This window comes from Flavobacterium sp. 22659 (assembly GCF_052044235.1).
Lineage (GTDB): Bacteria > Bacteroidota > Bacteroidia > Flavobacteriales > Flavobacteriaceae > Flavobacterium > Flavobacterium johnsoniae.
On the sequence record NZ_JBQEMU010000002.1, the window covers coordinates 1 to 17,244 of the forward strand.

Consider the following 17,244-nt stretch of genomic DNA (forward strand, 5'->3'; position numbering starts at 1 on the left):
CTGTAATAACTTGTGCTAAACCTGTTAAAGCTGTTCCGTTAATTGAAACAATACTAATAGTATTACCATCAACATCTGAGTCGTTGCTTAACGGAGTTAAAGTAACCGTGTTGTCCTCTGCAACTGTATAAGTATCTAATACTGCTATTGGATTATGATTCACAGTTGGTGTAGCTGAACCAGAATTGTTTCCTGGTGTTGGGTCATTTTGCGAACCTGAAATAGAAGCAGTATTAGCATAAGAACCTGTTGCATTTACTTTTGCTGTCATACTAAGGGTTGCACTTGCACCATTGGCAAGATCTCCAATCGTCCAGTCTGGTGCAGACCATGTACCTGTAGAAGGCGTTGCACTTACAAAAGTATATCCGGATGGAAGATTATCTGTAACTGTTACGCCTGTCGCACCACTAGGTCCGGCATTTGAAGCTGTAATAGTAAAAGTAACCTGATCTCCCACATTAGGAGTAGTATTATTTACCGTTTTCGTTACCGAAAGATTCGTCTGAACTAAAGGTGTAGCTGTTGCCGAATTATTTCCTGTTGTACTATCAGGATTATTTCCAGAAATACTTGCCGTATTAGCATACGATCCTGCAGCTTTTACTGTGGCAGTTACGGCTAAAGTTGCACTTGAACCGTTTGTAAGAGATCCAACAGTCCAGTTTGGTGCAGACCACGTACCTGTTGAAGGTACTGCGCTTACAAAAGTATACCCAGATGGAAGTGCATCGCTTACTGTAACTCCTGTAGCTTTGTATGGCCCGTTGTTTTTGGCTGTAATTGTAAATACAACATTATTGCCTACACTTGGATTAGAATTATCTGCCGTTTTTGAAATTTGAAGATCTGCAGGACAAAGTGCTCCTTCAAAACTTCTGTTAGTTACAGTAGTACCTCCACACGAAGTAGTAACTGTATATCGAACTTGAACAGTACCAACACCGGTAAAACTTAAAGTGTTTCCATTTAAGGTCCCTGGACCGCTTACAAGCTCTAATGTTCCTCCTGCAGGAGTTGGATTTAATAAAACAGGATCATCAATACAATATTTAGAATCCGGTCCACCTCCTAATGAAATTGGCTGAATAACTGGATTTGATTCTGCACCGCAAATTTGTACGTTGGCTGTTGCAAAAGTATAAGTAGTCTCTATTACGTCATCACCTGAGCCATTCCCCATACTACCACTATACCTATGACCAACATAACCAAATCTTGATTCACATCTTTTAACAATCATTGAGGTATGTCCTCCTGTTTCCACAGCTAAAATTCTATCAGAAGCAGATACCCCAAACGGCATAACAGGATCTATAGTGGCGCTCGTACTTACACCTCCAAGTAAACTTTTATTATTTTGTCCAAAAGCATATAGATTATAATTATTATTTATGACATTCACAGCGCTATATTCAGTATCATGTTCTTGGACACTAAACCACTTAATATCATTCATAACAGGACCATTTACAGAGTTATATCTTGGTTGTACCCATGATAATCTGTTTACAGGATCCCAGTCACCTAACTGTTTATTTGTATTTCTTCCTAGACCGTACAAATTACCATTAGTTGCTAAAACATAATAAGATTTTACACCGTCTGGTCCAGTTGAACCAATCATTTTTGGAATTATTGAGGCAGGAAGCGTCATTTGCGCTGCTCTAGACTGATTCCCGCTAGCGCTATTATTTCCTAAATAAACACTAGTTCCCCAAACATACACTGTACCATCTGATTTCAAAGCCATAAGGCTGTTATAACTTCCTCTACAAGCAACAACATTGCTCAAAAATGGATTACCGTTCTCTGTAGTCGTTACTCGATACCAATTTAAAGCATCACCTGAAGCTCCATTTCCTCTAACATTTGCAGTTTGGGAAATAACCCATACATCTCCGCTGCAGGTTGTTATAGCTAATGTTCCATAGGTAGCAAACATCATTTTTACATCACTTGGATTTACACCCGTTGGTAATCCGTTAGCATTTCCAGCAATTGTGATTTTCTGAAATGCTGCACTAGTAGTAATACTGGCAGCTAAAACGGCTCCTGCTGTACCCCATGCATACAATCCATCTGTAGCCAAAACTATCGCTTGAGTAGAACTAGATGAATTACTCCCCAATGCTCCTTTTAGTACTGTAGCTCCAGCGCTTAATGCAGGGAAATTTGTTCTGTTTATTGTTCGAGATGTTGTTAAATTGGATGTTCCGTTATTTGCCATCCTTTCTCCCCAAACTTGAAGAGAACCATCTGAAGTTCGTACAATAGTACTGTGAAAACTTGATATAAAGTTATCGTATTCTATTGATGATGCATCACTATTAGAATCAGCACCAAAATTCGATAAATTGGTACCTGAACATCCCTGAACAGGAATAGCACATTGTGCATTTGATACCTGACTGAATATAAAAAAAACAAGAAACAAAGTAATTGCCTTTTTTACACTGAGTGCGCTATTAAAATTAAAGTAGTTTTTTATCATAAATAACTCGATTATTTTATTACCTGAGGTAGATTATAGGTTTGAACCTGATTATTAAAATCATGAAAATCAAACATCAGATACGTTTCCTGATTGACGATTCCTGATAGTTTATATTTCAATAATTGTGTTTTATTACCAATAGCAATTTCAGTTTCAACTGGTTCAACAGTAAAAGAAACACCTAATCCCGCAACCGACATTCTCGGTGCTGGTAATTTTGTATTGGAATTATCTTTTGTAGTAATTTTTGCAGGAACAGTAATTATTAAATTTGAATAATTTCTTCCCTTCACGATTTTTTCCGAAAATGAGATTTTAGAAAAATCAAAAGTCAATCTCACAGATTCAACTTTTACTTTAAATCTTTCTTCAAACGCTGGATGGTGGCATCCTTCATCATGCTTCTTATTTTCCTGAAAATTAATTTCGTACTCACCAGGTTCCTGAAATATATACTCATTAATTTCATTACCTCGCAGAGTGTTGTAGATATTATTCTTAGCATTAGATATAGCCCACGTTATAGTTGGATCTATATTATCAAAATCAATTTTTTCTCCAAATGAAATCACTTTGTAATATTGATTTGACGCAAAACCAATTTGATTTTGAGCTTCAGATGTATGACCAATTAATAAAATGAAAATAAGAAGAGAAACAACTTGTTTTTTAAAGTTTAAACTTGTTGTTGAAGCTTTTTTTCCTGTCTGCATAAAATCATTTTCAGCAGATGAAAACAATAAAAAACTAACTAAGAACTGCTTCAAAGTCCGATCTTTATTACACGTTAAGTTTTTAAAATAAGTAAAGTTCACCATATATAATCAATAATTAAAAATTCACAAAAAAGCATAAAAAATCCCTGTACGCTCAGATTTCATTTTTTTGAAAATCCGGCGCATTTCTGTTTGTAATAAAATTTTATAAAATGCTGTAAGAACAGCAAAGACAAAGGACTGACAGCTGAAATATGTAATTTCTAAAAAGCGTCAATCACTTCTTTCGCGGCCAAATGTAGAGGAAAAATAAAGCTGTGAATAGTCAATTCGGACATATTTTAGTCGAAATGCGAATCTATATAACCTGCGAGAAAAACTCTACGTAAAAACCGCAATAAGTGTTTTTAAAACACTATAAATGAAACAATTATATTTTTACTGATTTACAAAGAATTAAATCAAAAAATGGGAAGAAAATATTTTTTTTGGAAATTTTAGTTTTCAAATCACCTGAAAACGAGCTTCTGAGGGCAGTTTGCCAAATCTTTTCTTAAAACTAGAAGCGAATCTTCCAGCCGAATCATAACCTGCAACTACAGCAATTTCCTGAATACTAAAATCTGATTTTTTAACCAGCTGTTCTGCAAGCATCATGTTTTTTTCTTTATGGTATTGCAGCATCGAAAACCCAAAAACAGCTTTAAAATTTGCTTTTAATTTGGTAGTCGACATGTTAACTTCTTTGGCTATATATTCTATCCCAATAAAAGGAAGATGAAGATTTTGCAGGATAATCTTCTCTGCTCTCGATACGTTCAGATAATCCAGATTGGTTAAAGAAATATTATCTTCAATACGAGTATCAATAAAACAATTATCAAAAAACTCTGTTACTAACTTCATTGACTTCTTTTTGATCGCAATGTTATCTGCTTCAGAATTGTTTTCTTTTTCCAATAAATCAGATAACTCAGCGCCAACTTCATGCGCCTTCTGCGAAATGTCCAGCCAGGTATAAGATCCTCTTTTTCCATTCAGGAAATTTAAAATCGTTTTTCTTTGTTTGAATTTTTTAGAAGTTAAATTCTTTTTAGCCCAATCTTTATGAATAGCTATGCTGAAGAATTTTCCATTGGCTTGTTTATAAAAATAACTGGAAATCTCTGTATTAGGTTTGCTGATTGTCCAGCAAGTACTTAAAAGATTTAAAGCACTGCCGTCTTTCAAAGGAAATTTATATTCAAAAATCGAAAAAGTTAAAAGGTAATATTCGCTGCTCTGCTTTTTATCATAACCGGAAAGCGCCATAATGTTTTCCTTCATATTTAGATAAAATGTCAAAAGCCAAAAACCTTGATCCATTTCTCTGTAATACATTTTTGCTTTACACAAAGATGTATTAAAAGTAATAAGACGTTTTTCAGGAAAATGCCTTGTAATAGGCAGTTTTAACATACTATCTAACATTATTTGCGGAGAATTGAACAAATAAGGAAATTGAAAGAAACCATCCTTCAATAAAAAAAGATATTTCTGAATATGTTTAGGCCAATTATCTAAAGTCATAAAAATTAAAGCAGTTCGAGGCGGATATAAATTTGTTCTTACCTTATAGTCAATAAGGAGTTTAGCATACAAAAATAAAAAAAATGAATTTTATAACCTTTAAAAAAATATGATTTCATTGATAATTTTAAATAACTTTGAAATTCCTATGCAGTTAAAATTCCGCGAACATATTGAAAAAATTGTCCAACTGACAGATGAAGAATTTTCATTTGTAAGTCAGCACTTTTCTGTAAAAAAATTTAAAAAACATCAGTTTTTAATCCAAAAAGGAGATAAATCCGTTTATTCCTTTTTTATAGTTTCAGGTCTTTTAAAATTGGTTTACACCGATGATTCCGAAAAAGAACATATTGTTTCGTTTGCCATGGAAGACTGGTGGGAAAGCGATTATTATGCGTTCTTTACCCAAACCGAAGCAACAATGTCGTTAGAATGCCTGGAAGATACCGAAGTACTTTGTTTTTCATTTGAAGATTATAAAAACTTATGCAGCGGTCTGCAGAAAATGGAACGCTTTTTTCTGGAAAAAGCCACTTTTGGATTCCTTAGTTCGCAGCGCCGTATTATTTCCTCAATGGCTTTCAGTTCAAAAGAGCGTTACGAGCAGTTTCTTAAACAATACCCTTCTCTAATCCAGCGAATTCCAAAAAGCTTAATTGCTTCTTATTTAGGTGTTTCCAGAGAAACCCTAAGCAGATTATCTTCTTGATGTGACAAAGCTCACATTTTATTCGTGAGAAATGTCAAGACCTGATTCCGTTTCTTATTTACAATTTTGCAGTATAAATTTTAAATAAAAAAGAAATGGAAAAAAGAATCATAAATCCGTGGGAATGGCAAAATGAACGCAGTTATGTACAAGCCGTAGAAGTTAAAAATCCGCAGGGAACATTATACGTTCCCGGACAAACCGCCATAAGTGCAGACGGAATTTCGAGTAATGAAGATATGGAATCGCAGTTAAAACTTGCCATAAAAAACCTCGAACAAGTAATAACAGAAGCCGGCTATGAATGCAGCGGTATTGTTAGATTGAATATTTACACTACAGCAACTCATGAACTGTGGCCTCATTTTTCTATTATTCAGGATTGGGCAGCGAAGCATAATATTAAACAAGCCACAACTTTAATGGAAGTAAAAAGCCTATTTGAAACCTTAAAAGTTGAACTTGAAGCTACGGTTGTTAAATAAGGTACTGAGGTACTGAGGTTCTAAGGTTCTAAGATGCTAAGATACTGAGCCTTCTTTTTCAAGGTTTTAAGCTTTGACAAAGATTGTAAAAAACTTAGAAGCTTAGAACCTTAGCATCTCAGTACCTTAAATTTCATTTCACCGAATAAACCCCGTCTTTCACCTTAAAAGCCCACGAAGCCATCGCATCTATAACCGGAAGCAAACCTTCACCGGCAGTGCTGAGTCTATAAGTTACAAAAGGCGGAACAACAGGTTTTGCTTCTCTTATTACCAAACCATCTGCTTCTAATTGTTTTAAATGCTGAATGAGCATTTTTTCGGTTACAGTCGGAATTGCCCTTTTTAATTCGCTGTAACGCTTATCGCCAGTTGATAAATGATATAGAATTATAGGTTTCCAATACCCTCCTATTTTTTCCATCACAAATGTTACGGGACATTTTTCTAAGGCATACTGCTTATTTTCCTGAATTGTCGATGTTTCTTTAATTGCTGTCATGATACATACTTTAGGGTAAGTACTTGTGTAAAAGTAAGTACAAAGATACCTTTGTAACTGTAATAAAAAAAATTATATATATGAAAATTATAGTATCAGGTTCTTTAGGGAACATCGGAAAACCTTTAACAGAAAAACTTATAGGTGCAGGACACGACGTAACAGTAATCAGCAGTGATTCTAACAAAAAAGCAGTAATCGAAAATTTAGGTGCCAAAGCAGCGATTGGTTCAGTAAGCGACAGTACGTTTTTAACCGAAACATTAAAAGGTGCCGACGCTCTTTTTGCCATGACTCCGCCAAATTTGGGAGGCCAGAATGTAATTGCAAATACTACCGAAGCAGGAAACGCTTTCGCGAAAGCTATAGCAGCAACAAACATTAAACGTATTGTTATGTTAAGCAGTATTGGCGCTGATTTACCAACGGGAAATGGTCCAATTGCCGGACTTTACAATATCGAAAAATTGTACAACGAACTAAACACTTCAATTACATTTTTAAGAGCGGGCTATTTTTACACCAATTTTTATAATGATGTTCCGATGATTAAAGGAGCTGGAATTATGGGAGGAAATTTCCCTTCGGATGCAAAAATACCTTTAGTTCACCCAGCAGATATTGCTCAGGCTGCAGCCGAAGAATTAGAAAAAAATCCATCTGGAAAAAACATCCGTTATATTATCAGTGATGTTCGTACACCGGGAGATTTAGCTAAAGTTTTAGGAACTGCGATTGATAAATCTGATTTACCGTGGATTGAATTTACTGACGAACAATCACTTCAAGGAATGGCACAAGCCGGAATACCTGAAGAAATAGCTAAACTGTATGCTGAAATGGGAACAGGTTTGCGTAATGGAAAAATTGCCGAAGATTTCTTAAAAAGCAATTTATCTGTTGATGGAAAAACAAAACTGGAAGATTTTGCAAAAGAATTTGCCTCAAAATTCTAAAATATAAGTTCTGATATCAATCAAAAAAAGCAGCAAACATATTTGCTGCTTTTTTTTAAAACAATAACTAAGCTGAAAAAAAATTAATCTGGATTTGCCAGAATCTTATACAATTCGGCATTTGAAATATAAAACTGATTCTCTATTCCTATCTGAGATAACTTGGCGCTCACCAGATTATTTTCTCTTGAATTAATCAGGAATATGGAACTTTCTCCAAAAGAGAATAATTTTTCTTCAGAATTAAGCATAGTAGTATAATCTTTAACCAGATTATCAATCACTCTTTTTTGTCTTTTTAAAGAGGCAATTTCAGTCTGCTGTGCTTTAATTTTATTTTTCAGTTCAAGCCGCTGCTGTTCAATATCAAACTTTAAATCCTGAATTTTAAGTTTGGCTATTTTAAGGCTACCTCTCTCCTTTCTCAGGAAAATTGGAATACTAAAATCTACATTAAACTTATAATCATCAGCATTAAAAGAATCAAAATAAGCAGGTTCTGAAATGTAATTATAGCCTACATTTAATTTTGGAAGCAATGAATTTGCTTTTAGTTTTCTGCCAATTTCAAGCATGTCCATTTTAGTTTCCAGAGCCTGAATTTTAGGGTGAGATTCTAAACTTTCAACATCAACCATCATAGCATCTGTTTTAAGTGTTCCTTCAAGCGTAAGAATTAAGTTTTCTTCGGGTTTTACCATTTCTCCCAATTCAACCGGAACGTTTTCAATCCATAAATAATTAGACAGATACAATTGCGCTTTTGCCAGTTTCAAATTTCCGTTTTCAACGTTTAATTCACGGTTTCTAACCGTAATTCCGGCTTCAACACTGTCAATTGCAGGCGCATCGCCAAGTTCTATCAGTTTTTTTACACCCTGAAAACGAGTGCTTGCAAAACCTAAATACCTTTTATAAAGTTCTGCTTCATTGTAGCTTTTTCTCCACTCAAAATACGCTTCACTTGCTTTGTACAAAACTTCAATTGCTTTCAGTTTTCTTTGTGCATCGCTTAATTTCAACTGCAGTTTTCCTTCCCTGACATCAGCCATACGTTGATTGATAAACATTCCCTGTCCCAGTGCGACACTGATTCCCAGAGAAGTCAATCCGGCTTCCGGCGTACGATTCTGCGGATTGTAATATTGTCCGTCTGTATCATCAAAACCAGCTTTAATTTCAATTCCGTACCAGGTCGGGATTTTGAAACTGCTGTTTAGTAATGAATAATATTCGGTTCCTTTAAATTCTTTTTTACTGTAATCTACTTCAATTTTCGGGTCAAATCCACCACGCGCTGCCATAAGCGCCGCCTGAGCATTGCTTATTTCCAGATTGGCCTGTTTTACCAGCGGATGGTATTTTTTTACATATCCTAAAAACTCGCTGTAACTAAGTTCCTCTTTATTAAAATCCTGACCATAAGAAGTCGAAAAACCGAATAAAAATAAGAGAGAAAACAGTCGTACAACGTATTTCAATTTATTTTTTGTCTTTTCCATTTTTTGCGTCTTTTTCGTCTGCTTTATAATAATTTGGAGGGAAACCATTTAGGTTACGCCATATTTCATACCAAACAGAAACTGTTTCAAGCAGAGCAATACTTTGCGCTCCTGCTCCAATACTTAGTTCTTTTGGCCATTTATTATCTACACCATCTGGAGAAATCAGGACTCTGTATTTTCCGTTGGCACTGATAAAATTTTCAATTGCCACAATTTTACCACCATACGTTCCGTATGATAATCCCGGCCATCCAGAGAAAACAATTCTCGGCCATCCGTCAAACCAAACTCTCACTTTTGCACCTCGGTGAACCAGTGGAAGATCGATAGGATCAACATAAGTTTCAACGGCAATATCATAACTAGACGGCATAATACTCACAATTGGAGTTCCTTCTTTAATAGTTTCTCCAAGACCAGCCAGTAAAGCACGGTTTACATAACCGCTTTGCGGCGCTGTAATGTAGTACAAACCGTTTCTTAATCTGTAATTTGTATACTGGTTTTCCAGTTTATTTACCTGTGCTTCTGTATCGTATTGTGTACTCAAAGCGGTAAATTTATCGCTTCTTGATTTTGAAATCTTTTCAGAATATTCAGCCGTGATTCGATTAATTTCAACTCTCGCATTAATCAATTCGTTTTTACTGCTTAACAGTTTATTTTGCTGTGTAATGATATAAGCTTCAGATTCCTGAAGTTTTAATCTTTTCTGCTCCACATCTGTAAGCGGTTTTAAACCTTCTTTATTAAGCGCTGTAGAACGGTCAAACTGGGTTTTAGCAATTCTTAACTGCGTTTTTACCGCTTCAAGATCCATGCTGTCACTTTTAATTTTCAGCTGGGCTTGTTTAATTTTATTTTGAGCTTGCTGCAGTTTCAGTTCTCTTTCTGTATTAAGCGACTGAGCCTGTACATCAAGAGAGTTTACTTTGTCTCCATAAGATTCTACAGCCATTTTTTTAGCATCGACCTGCTGTTTGGTATTGTTAACCAAATTAGGATCTAAGTAATCTTCTTTTACCTCAGAAATAAAAACGATTGTATCGCCTTTCTTTACATAATCACCTTCCTGAACATACCATTTTTCGATACGCCCGGCAATTGCATTATGCACTGTCTGTGGTCTTTGGTCTGGTTTTAAAGTAGTAACTGAACCGCTTCCCGAAATATTCTGAGTCCACGGCAGGAACAGACAGGCAACTGAAAATATCAGAAATCCAATGATTACCCTGTTTAAAATTTGATAATGCGGTCTCTTGGCAACACTTGTAATCGACTTGTATTTGCCCGGAGTTATAAGTATGTTATTATCTTTAGATATATTGAGCATGATTATAGCTTTATGTCGTTAATAATTTTTCCATCGTCAATCGTTATCATACGACCGCATTTGTTCTTCCAGATGTCATTTTTAGAAGTAACAATTACCGTCCAGTCATTTTCTTCAGAAAGTAAAAAATCAACAATTTTACCAGAAGTCAATTCATCCATTTTATCAACCGGATCTTCAAGGAATAATATATTAGGTTTGTTCACGATGCTTCTTGCCAAAAGAATTTTTTGAACATCAGAAGCCGAAAGTTCACGTCCGCCCGGATGAATCTGATGTTCCAGTCCGTTAGGGAAAGTTTTAATATCCGGCGTTAAACCAACGTTGTCTAAAGCCCATTTTAAATCGTCATTATTAAGTGTTTCGTTTCCAAAAAGGATATTTTCTCTAATCGTTCCCGCAAACAGCGTGTCGCCTTGTAAAAAAGTTCCCGCCTGCGCTCTGTAAGTATCTTCATCCAGACGGTTCATGTAATTGTCTGTAACATACATTGCACCGCTTTCCGGCTCAAGTAAGCCTGCCAGTAATCGCAATAATGTACTTTTTCCTGCACCGTTTGTTCCTCTTAAAATAATTTTTTCTCCCTGAGAGATTTTCAGGTTAATATTTTTAAGTGACTTTTTACTATGCTCAGGATAATTGTAAGCTACACTTTCGGTTTCTATATTAATGCCTGTATCGCTTACATCTGATGTGTTTGGAATACATGCAGTTTCCATATCTGTAACCTGTCCAATTTTTTCTACAGAGGTTAGTACATCATAAAAAGATTCCAGACCAAAAATTATTTTTTCTACAGAATTGATTAAAAGTACAATTACAATTTCAGCTGCCACAAACTGCCCAATGTTCATTTGATGGTGAATTACCAGAAAACCACCAATTGACAATAAGGCAGCTGTAACAATTACTTTAAAAATAGTAAGCTGAATGTATTGCTTTTTCATTACCTGAAAGTGCTTTTCACGGTAATTGACATATTGACTAACATAACCGTCGTTTCTTTCTAATGCATATTCAAAACCTCCCTTTCTGCGAAAGCTTTCGCGGTTGCGTGCAATTTCCTGAAGCCATGCTGCTACTTTATATTTAAACTTCGATTCGTTAAGACTCGTTTCAAGTCCGTCCCTGTACGAAAATTTAAAAATGATATACAAAATAGCGATAAACAAAAGGCCTATTACCATGAAGAAAGAATGGTACAAAACCAGTAAAATAATCCCCAGACCAACCTGCAGGAATGCCGTACAAAAGTCCAGTAATAGTTTTGCTGTTCCTTTTTGAACCATTAAAGTATCAAAGAAACGGTTTGCTTTTTCGGGTGCATATTCAGAATACATTTCTTTAAATTTAATTAAAGGCATTCTGTACGCAAATTCAAAAGACGAACGAACGAAAATTCGCTGCTGCAGGTTCTCAACTATCCTAAGCTGTAAAATGGTTAAGATACCGCCAAAACCTACACCAATAGTAACCAAAATTACTAAAACAATCCAGGAAACACTCAGTTGTCCGCTTTGAATAAAATTAATAATCGCCTGTATTCCTAAAGGAAGTGAGAGGTTAACCAAACCGGCAAAAGCAGCATAAAATATAATTTGATATACGTCGCGCTTATCCAGTCTGAGTAAGTTGTAAAAACGTTGTAATGGTGTCATGAATTTATATATAAATACAAGATTAATAGATAGATATTAATATACGGTAAAAACCATATTAAGGATTACAAAAAAATGTCTAATCCTTACAAAATTAAGTATTTATATGATAACTCGTGGAGGCGGTATATCAATTTTGCCATGAAACCCAAACGAAAAAACAGAATTGTCTATGTAGTTTTTTTCTTTTGCCTGCAGTTGAAAACCATAACCAGTGAGTGTGGTATGAGCCGGAACAAGATATTCTAATAACGGAATCCCTTTGGCAAGTTTTGTAGTTTTGGTATCTTTTGTTTCGTAATCATCCAGTTCTTCGGGAATACCGTCGCATTTAAAAATTTTCTTTAAAAAATTACAAGTCATTCCTTTAACAGAATGTGTTTCGGTATTATTATTTATAATTCTTCCGAAGGTGCCTGATACGTTGATACTACTCATTAAAAAATAGCCGATCAGCAACGCCTGAAGGCATTTACATAAAATACTATTTTTAATTTGACTCAACATTTTTCCAATCCTTAAAGGGGCGCAAGTTAGAACGAAATCTTGGGTGCTACATTAAAATAACATTAGAATTTGGGTGTTTTGGGTACTGATGCTGTTATTTTTTTCTTAAAAGAATGTACAAAAAAAGAGACTCGAAAGCCTCTTTTTTATATCTGTAGAATTTTATTACAAATAACTGATTAACTGTAATATACTTCTGTTTTTATTATTTAATCCCATTTGTTGTTTTTTGAAGCTGCCAGACTTCCTCCGCCTGTAAAAAATAAAGCAAGTGCACCAAAAAAGTATAATCCAACGAGTTCTATTGCCCAGCCTCCGGTATCACTTAATTTAGCTATATCTGCAGAATGAACTAACAGAACAGCGGCTAAACAGTTAACTGCCAAAAGCAAAGCTCCGATTCTGGTTCTAAAACCAATTATTATTAAAATAGGTGCTAGAATTTCGCCTATTAAAACTCCGTAAGCAATGAAACCCGGAATTCCTTTTCCTTCAAGCATGCCGCTTATAAATTCTAAACCGCCGCCAAGTTTTCCAATACCGTGAAGAAGCATCAAAAGTCCTACTGCTATACGAAGTATCAGCAGACCAAAATCGTTGTTTTTTCTCATTTTTTTAGTAATTAAAAGTTAGTAAAGCAAAATCAGTATCTCATACAAAATCAGGTTAATATGATAGCTGTTAGTAGTAAAAATAATAAAAAAAGCATAACAGTTTGTTTTAATATAATTATTCTAAAAAAAATATTTTTCATAAATAAGCAAACATTCATTTATTATTATAACTTTGCATCAACAAAAATCCTTTTATATTGAGAACGAGAGATACTAATAAAGAAGAAATAGTCAAACAGAAGACCATTGAAATGATTGTAAAGCATGGCATCGAGGGCTTTGCAATGAATCGATTAGCAAAAGAATGTGGTATATCTGTAGCGACTCTTTATATTTATTATACTGATAAAGAAGATTTGATCAAAAAAGTGGGAACCGAACTGGGCACTTATTTTTTTAAAAGTTCTTTAAAAGGTTTTTCTCCTGACATGCCTTTTGCAGAAGGTCTTGCCAAACAATGGGAAAACCGTTCGTCGTTTATGATGGAAAACACAGATAAAATTGCCTGCTGGGAAATTCTTCAAAACTCTAATTATGGCGAAGATATAATTAAAGAAAGCCTGGCTGATTTTAAGGTAATCATGATGCAGTTTCTGCAGGGAGCTATCGAAAGAAAAGAGATTGTTCCTGTTTCTAAAGAAGTTTTCTGGAGTATCGCTTACGGGCCTTTGTACAATTTACTTCGTTTTCATGAAAAAGGAAGAGGACTTGGTGGTAACACGCCTTTCACGTTAACAAAAGAAGTCCAAAAAGAAACATTAAGCTTAATAATTAAAGCATTAACACCTTAAATTTTTATGTTATGAATGTACTGATATTCGCAACTAATATAAAAACAGAGTCAAGTAAAAACAAAATCGCGACGTTTCTAAACGCCAACAAATCAATATTACAATGGACAATCGATCAGGAGGATATTGACTGTGTACTTAGAATTATAAGCGAAAAACTAAATGCAGGACAAATAATCGATTTATTGAATTTTCACGATTTTGACTGCAAAGAATTACAATAATATATATGAACGAAAATCAAACTCAGAAACCCAGTTTTAACGGCTATCAAAAACTGGTTATATTTTTATTAGCCATTACACAATTTACTGTTGTATTAGATTTCATGGTAATGTCGCCTCTTGGAGATATTATGATGAAGACTTTAAAAATCACGGCCTCTCAATTTGGTGTTGCTGTTTCTGCTTATGCTTTCAGCGCCGGAGTCTCAGGCTTACTGACAGCTGGTTTTGCAGATAAATTTGACCGGAAAAAACTGCTGCTTTTCTTTTATATCGGTTTTACTATAGGAACTTTATTTTGTGCTTTGGCACCAAACTTTTTCCTTTTAGTTGCAGCGCGAATCTTTACCGGATTATTTGGCGGTGTAATTGGTTCTATTTCTCTTGCTATTGTTGCTGATTTATTCAGCTTACAGCAGAGAGGAAAAGTTATGGGATTTATTCAAATGGGATTTGGTGTAAGCCAGGTTCTTGGAATCCCGATTGGTTTATACATTGCTAACGCATGGGGATGGCACGTACCTTTTTTATGGATTGCAGCAATGGCGGCTATAATCACAATCATACTTTATGCTAAATTACAGCCTATTACGGAGCACTTGAAATTAAAGCAAGAAAAAACAGCAATTATGCACTTAGTGCATACCATTTCAAAAAAGAATTATCAAATTGGTTTTCTGTCTACTGCCCTGCTTTCTATTGGCGGCTTTATGATGATGCCTTTTGGAAGCGCTTTTGCCATTAACAACCTTAAAGTGACAAATGAAGAATTACCTTTATTATTCATGATTACAGGAATTGCTACTTTATTTACCATGCCGTTTATTGGTAAACTGAGTGATAAGGTAAATAAATTTAAAATCTTTGCGGTTGCAACTGTAATGGCCGTTATTTTAATTAATATTTACTCTCATTTTGGCCCTACGCCTTTCTGGATTGTTTTGGTTATAAATGTATTCATGATGGCAACTATTATGAGCAGAATGGTTCCGTCGACAACTTTAACTTCTGCTGTTCCTGATCCGCAGGATCGTGGTGCTTTTATGAGTATTAACTCCTCTTTACAACAAATGGCCGGAGGTTTTGGTGCTGTAATTGCCGGATTAATTATCTATCAAAAAGATAGTTATGCACCACTGGAACATTATGATATTTTAGCAATGGTCGCTTCTGCCATTATGTTACTTACGATTTACTTAGTATTTAAAGTGAGTAAGATTGTAGAAAGCAAACCAAATAAATTCTAATTTCTATAGAATATAAAATCTATAAAAGAAAAACTCCCAATTGTATTGGGAGTTTTTTGTTTTTAAAACCTAATTCTGAATCTGTGTGATTCTCATATAATCTTTCAAATATTTATCAGGATCAGATGCAGCATATTCATTTTCGGGTTCCGGAATTGTATGAATTTGTGAATCTGTCACGGCCACTACGGCAGAACAAACGTAGATTCCTATTTTTCCTTCGCTGTATTTAAAATCCAGTAATGTCAGTTTTACAATTTCGTTAATCGAAAGTTCGTAATAATTTCCGTAACGGATTATCTTGAAATAAATCTGTTTTGTTTCGTGAATTTCAAATTGATTGGTCTGAATGTTTTCAAAAATGAAATTATTCTTTACATCCTTTTCATTAAATCCCCAGGCTCTAAACTGCACAAAACCGTTCATAAAGTCTATCGAAATATAATATCCCGTTCCTTCTTTATCACATTCAATTACAAATCCGGTTTTTCCCATTCCTTCTACCGCAAGTGTTCCTTCCCAGACAAAATCTACTGATGGTTTTTCGAAGCAGTAAATTTCATAACCGCTTCGGCATCCAAATCTCCATTTATTTTCATTCTCAATTTCAAATTCGGCAGTTGGATTTCCTAAAATGGGCATTGGCTGCGGAAGATCTTTTTGCAAAATCGTCTTTTGATACAAATTGTTCCAATGATGATAGGTTTTTAAAAGAAGTCTTCCGCTTTTATCTATATCCAATTCTTTTGGAGGCGGAATTACACGATGCGTATTTACATTTCCATCGGCAAAATAAAAATTATAAATTAAAAAGTGCTCACCGTCTTTTACAACCCGCGCAGCATAATTTCCTTGTGGCAGCAATACATTATTATGAAAAGCACAATACTCTGATTTAAAATCAGGAGCCATCCAATATCGCACTTTAATATCCTCCCTAATGGAACCCAAAAGATAATGCGACCCTTTAATTTCGACAACGCAGGGACATTCAACATCATCATATACATACGGAATATGAAGTGGTTTTTGAAGTACAAAACCTTCCTTTTCCAGCTTCGCAACTCCAATACAGCCGCGTCTGTAAGTTGGTCCAGAAGCGCTTCGGGCACAAATCAATAAATAATCTTCGCCCTGATAATGGTATTTAAAAGGATCTCGAAAACTAATCCATTCACGAGGATTATTTGAAGGGCTTTCGTAATGCGGTGCTTCACTTTTAAAAGGAAGTCCGTGTAAGTTTTCTTTTTTCCAGATAATTAAATCTTTTGAAAACGCCCTTCCTATTTTCTGTTCAATACCTTTATCCTGACGTTTGAGACCAGTATAATACATTTCATATCCTTTTCCACCTGATATTTTACTCACATGCATTGTCCACAACATATCATCATCCCATTCGCCGGGTTCTCCAACCCAAAGAGCATTTTTTACTCTTTTCCATGAAAGTCCGTCTTTTGATACTGCATGGGCAATATAATCGTGATTGGGAATAATGAGGTGAAATAAATGATGTACACCATTTTCGTCTATAAATATATCAACGTCTCCTATTTCCCAGTTGCTAAATCCTGATCCTGAATACATTTTTATTACTTATTTAATTGGTTGTTTATAATTTTTTATTTGCTGTGAAAGCTCCGGAGGAGCATTTTTCACATACATGATTATTTAATTATTTTACAATATTTAATCATCTTAAATACCTTCAGAAGTTGTCGATTATTTAATTTTTTATTTGCTATGAAAGCTCCGGAGGAGCATAATATTTATANCACAATTTATTTTCATGCACATAAAGCTCCAGCGGAGCGGCATATTTTAAACCATATATATTTCGCTCCGCTGGAGCTCAAAATCACGGTGTGCATATTGTGCTATAAATTATGCTATAAATATTATGCTCCGCTGGAGCATTTTTCACATAC

16 protein-coding genes are annotated in these 17,244 nt (G+C 34.8%); 6 read left to right on the forward strand and 10 right to left on the reverse strand.

Annotated features, from left to right (window positions below):
- The 3 genes from ACTJIW_RS02205 to ACTJIW_RS02215 all read right to left on the reverse strand — a co-directional run.
- Positions 1-2,494, reverse strand: a 2,494-nt coding sequence (locus tag ACTJIW_RS02205) for an Ig-like domain-containing protein (protein WP_440718431.1), incomplete at its 3' end; no start/stop codon positions are given.
- Positions 2,495-2,505: 11 nt separating this feature from the next.
- Positions 2,506-3,264 carry a hypothetical protein gene (locus tag ACTJIW_RS02210; protein ID WP_440718432.1) on the reverse strand — a complete coding sequence of 253 codons (759 nt, stop codon included), beginning with the start codon at positions 3,262-3,264 and terminating at the stop codon, positions 2,506-2,508.
- A gap of 453 nt (positions 3,265-3,717) precedes the next feature.
- Positions 3,718-4,683, reverse strand: coding sequence for a helix-turn-helix domain-containing protein (locus ACTJIW_RS02215; protein WP_440715618.1), 966 nt, complete (start codon positions 4,681-4,683; stop codon positions 3,718-3,720).
- A gap of 208 nt (positions 4,684-4,891) precedes the next feature.
- On the opposite strand from ACTJIW_RS02215, the gene ACTJIW_RS02220 reads away from it, so the two are divergent.
- Together ACTJIW_RS02220 and ACTJIW_RS02225 are read left to right on the forward strand one after the other, a co-directional pair.
- Positions 4,892-5,494 (forward strand): Crp/Fnr family transcriptional regulator, encoded by a 603-nt coding sequence (locus ACTJIW_RS02220; RefSeq protein WP_440715617.1) that lies wholly within the window; start codon positions 4,892-4,894, stop codon positions 5,492-5,494.
- Positions 5,495-5,589: 95 nt separating this feature from the next.
- Positions 5,590-5,979, forward strand: coding sequence for a RidA family protein (locus ACTJIW_RS02225; RefSeq protein ID WP_440715616.1), 390 nt, complete (start codon positions 5,590-5,592; stop codon positions 5,977-5,979).
- Positions 5,980-6,112: 133 nt separating this feature from the next.
- Here ACTJIW_RS02225 and ACTJIW_RS02230 read toward each other — a convergent pair whose 3' ends face one another.
- Positions 6,113-6,481 (reverse strand): winged helix-turn-helix transcriptional regulator, encoded by a 369-nt coding sequence (locus ACTJIW_RS02230; protein ID WP_012025933.1) that lies wholly within the window; start codon positions 6,479-6,481, stop codon positions 6,113-6,115.
- Between the two features lie 80 nt (positions 6,482-6,561).
- On the opposite strand from ACTJIW_RS02230, the gene ACTJIW_RS02235 reads away from it, so the two are divergent.
- Positions 6,562-7,437 carry an SDR family oxidoreductase gene (locus ACTJIW_RS02235; protein ID WP_440715615.1) on the forward strand — a complete coding sequence of 292 codons (876 nt, stop codon included), beginning with the start codon at positions 6,562-6,564 and terminating at the stop codon, positions 7,435-7,437.
- Positions 7,438-7,520: 83 nt separating this feature from the next.
- Here the strand turns inward: ACTJIW_RS02235 and ACTJIW_RS02240 are convergent, their stop codons facing one another.
- From ACTJIW_RS02240 to ACTJIW_RS02260, 5 genes are all read right to left on the reverse strand, one after another.
- A complete protein-coding gene (locus ACTJIW_RS02240; RefSeq protein WP_012025935.1) occupies positions 7,521-8,939 on the reverse strand; it encodes a TolC family protein in 1,419 nt (472 codons plus the stop codon).
- Positions 8,920-10,275, reverse strand: coding sequence for an HlyD family secretion protein (locus tag ACTJIW_RS02245; protein WP_012025936.1), 1,356 nt, complete (start codon positions 10,273-10,275; stop codon positions 8,920-8,922). Before ACTJIW_RS02245 ends, ACTJIW_RS02240 begins: the two co-directional genes overlap by 20 nt.
- A gap of 2 nt (positions 10,276-10,277) precedes the next feature.
- Positions 10,278-11,933, reverse strand: a complete 1,656-nt coding sequence (locus tag ACTJIW_RS02250) for a peptidase domain-containing ABC transporter (protein ID WP_440715614.1) — start codon at positions 11,931-11,933, stop codon at positions 10,278-10,280.
- A 102-nt stretch (positions 11,934-12,035) separates the two neighbouring features.
- Entirely contained in the window at positions 12,036-12,371 is a 336-nt protein-coding gene (locus ACTJIW_RS02255; protein ID WP_440715613.1) for a hypothetical protein, read from the reverse strand.
- Between the two features lie 278 nt (positions 12,372-12,649).
- Entirely contained in the window at positions 12,650-13,051 is a 402-nt protein-coding gene (locus tag ACTJIW_RS02260) for a DoxX family protein (protein ID WP_044047955.1), read from the reverse strand.
- Positions 13,052-13,251: 200 nt separating this feature from the next.
- On the opposite strand from ACTJIW_RS02260, the gene ACTJIW_RS02265 reads away from it, so the two are divergent.
- Genes ACTJIW_RS02265 through ACTJIW_RS02275 form a run of 3 tightly spaced genes read left to right on the forward strand, consistent with a single transcriptional unit; the run spans position 13,252 to position 15,316 of the window.
- Entirely contained in the window at positions 13,252-13,845 is a 594-nt protein-coding gene (locus ACTJIW_RS02265) for a TetR/AcrR family transcriptional regulator (RefSeq protein ID WP_262410420.1), read from the forward strand.
- A gap of 11 nt (positions 13,846-13,856) precedes the next feature.
- Positions 13,857-14,069, forward strand: a complete 213-nt coding sequence (locus ACTJIW_RS02270; RefSeq protein WP_044047958.1) for a hypothetical protein — start codon at positions 13,857-13,859, stop codon at positions 14,067-14,069.
- Positions 14,070-14,074: 5 nt separating this feature from the next.
- The gene (locus tag ACTJIW_RS02275) at positions 14,075-15,316 is read left to right on the forward strand and encodes an MFS transporter (RefSeq protein ID WP_149206995.1); all 1,242 of its coding nucleotides are present in this window, start codon (positions 14,075-14,077) and stop codon (positions 15,314-15,316) included.
- 69 nt (positions 15,317-15,385) lie between these two features.
- On the opposite strand, the gene ACTJIW_RS02280 is transcribed toward ACTJIW_RS02275, so the two are convergent.
- On the reverse strand, positions 15,386-16,903 hold the full coding sequence (locus ACTJIW_RS02280; RefSeq protein ID WP_440715612.1) for a glycosyl hydrolase family 32: 1,518 nt from the start codon (positions 16,901-16,903) through the stop codon (positions 15,386-15,388).
- Positions 16,904-17,244: the final 341 nt, after the last annotated feature.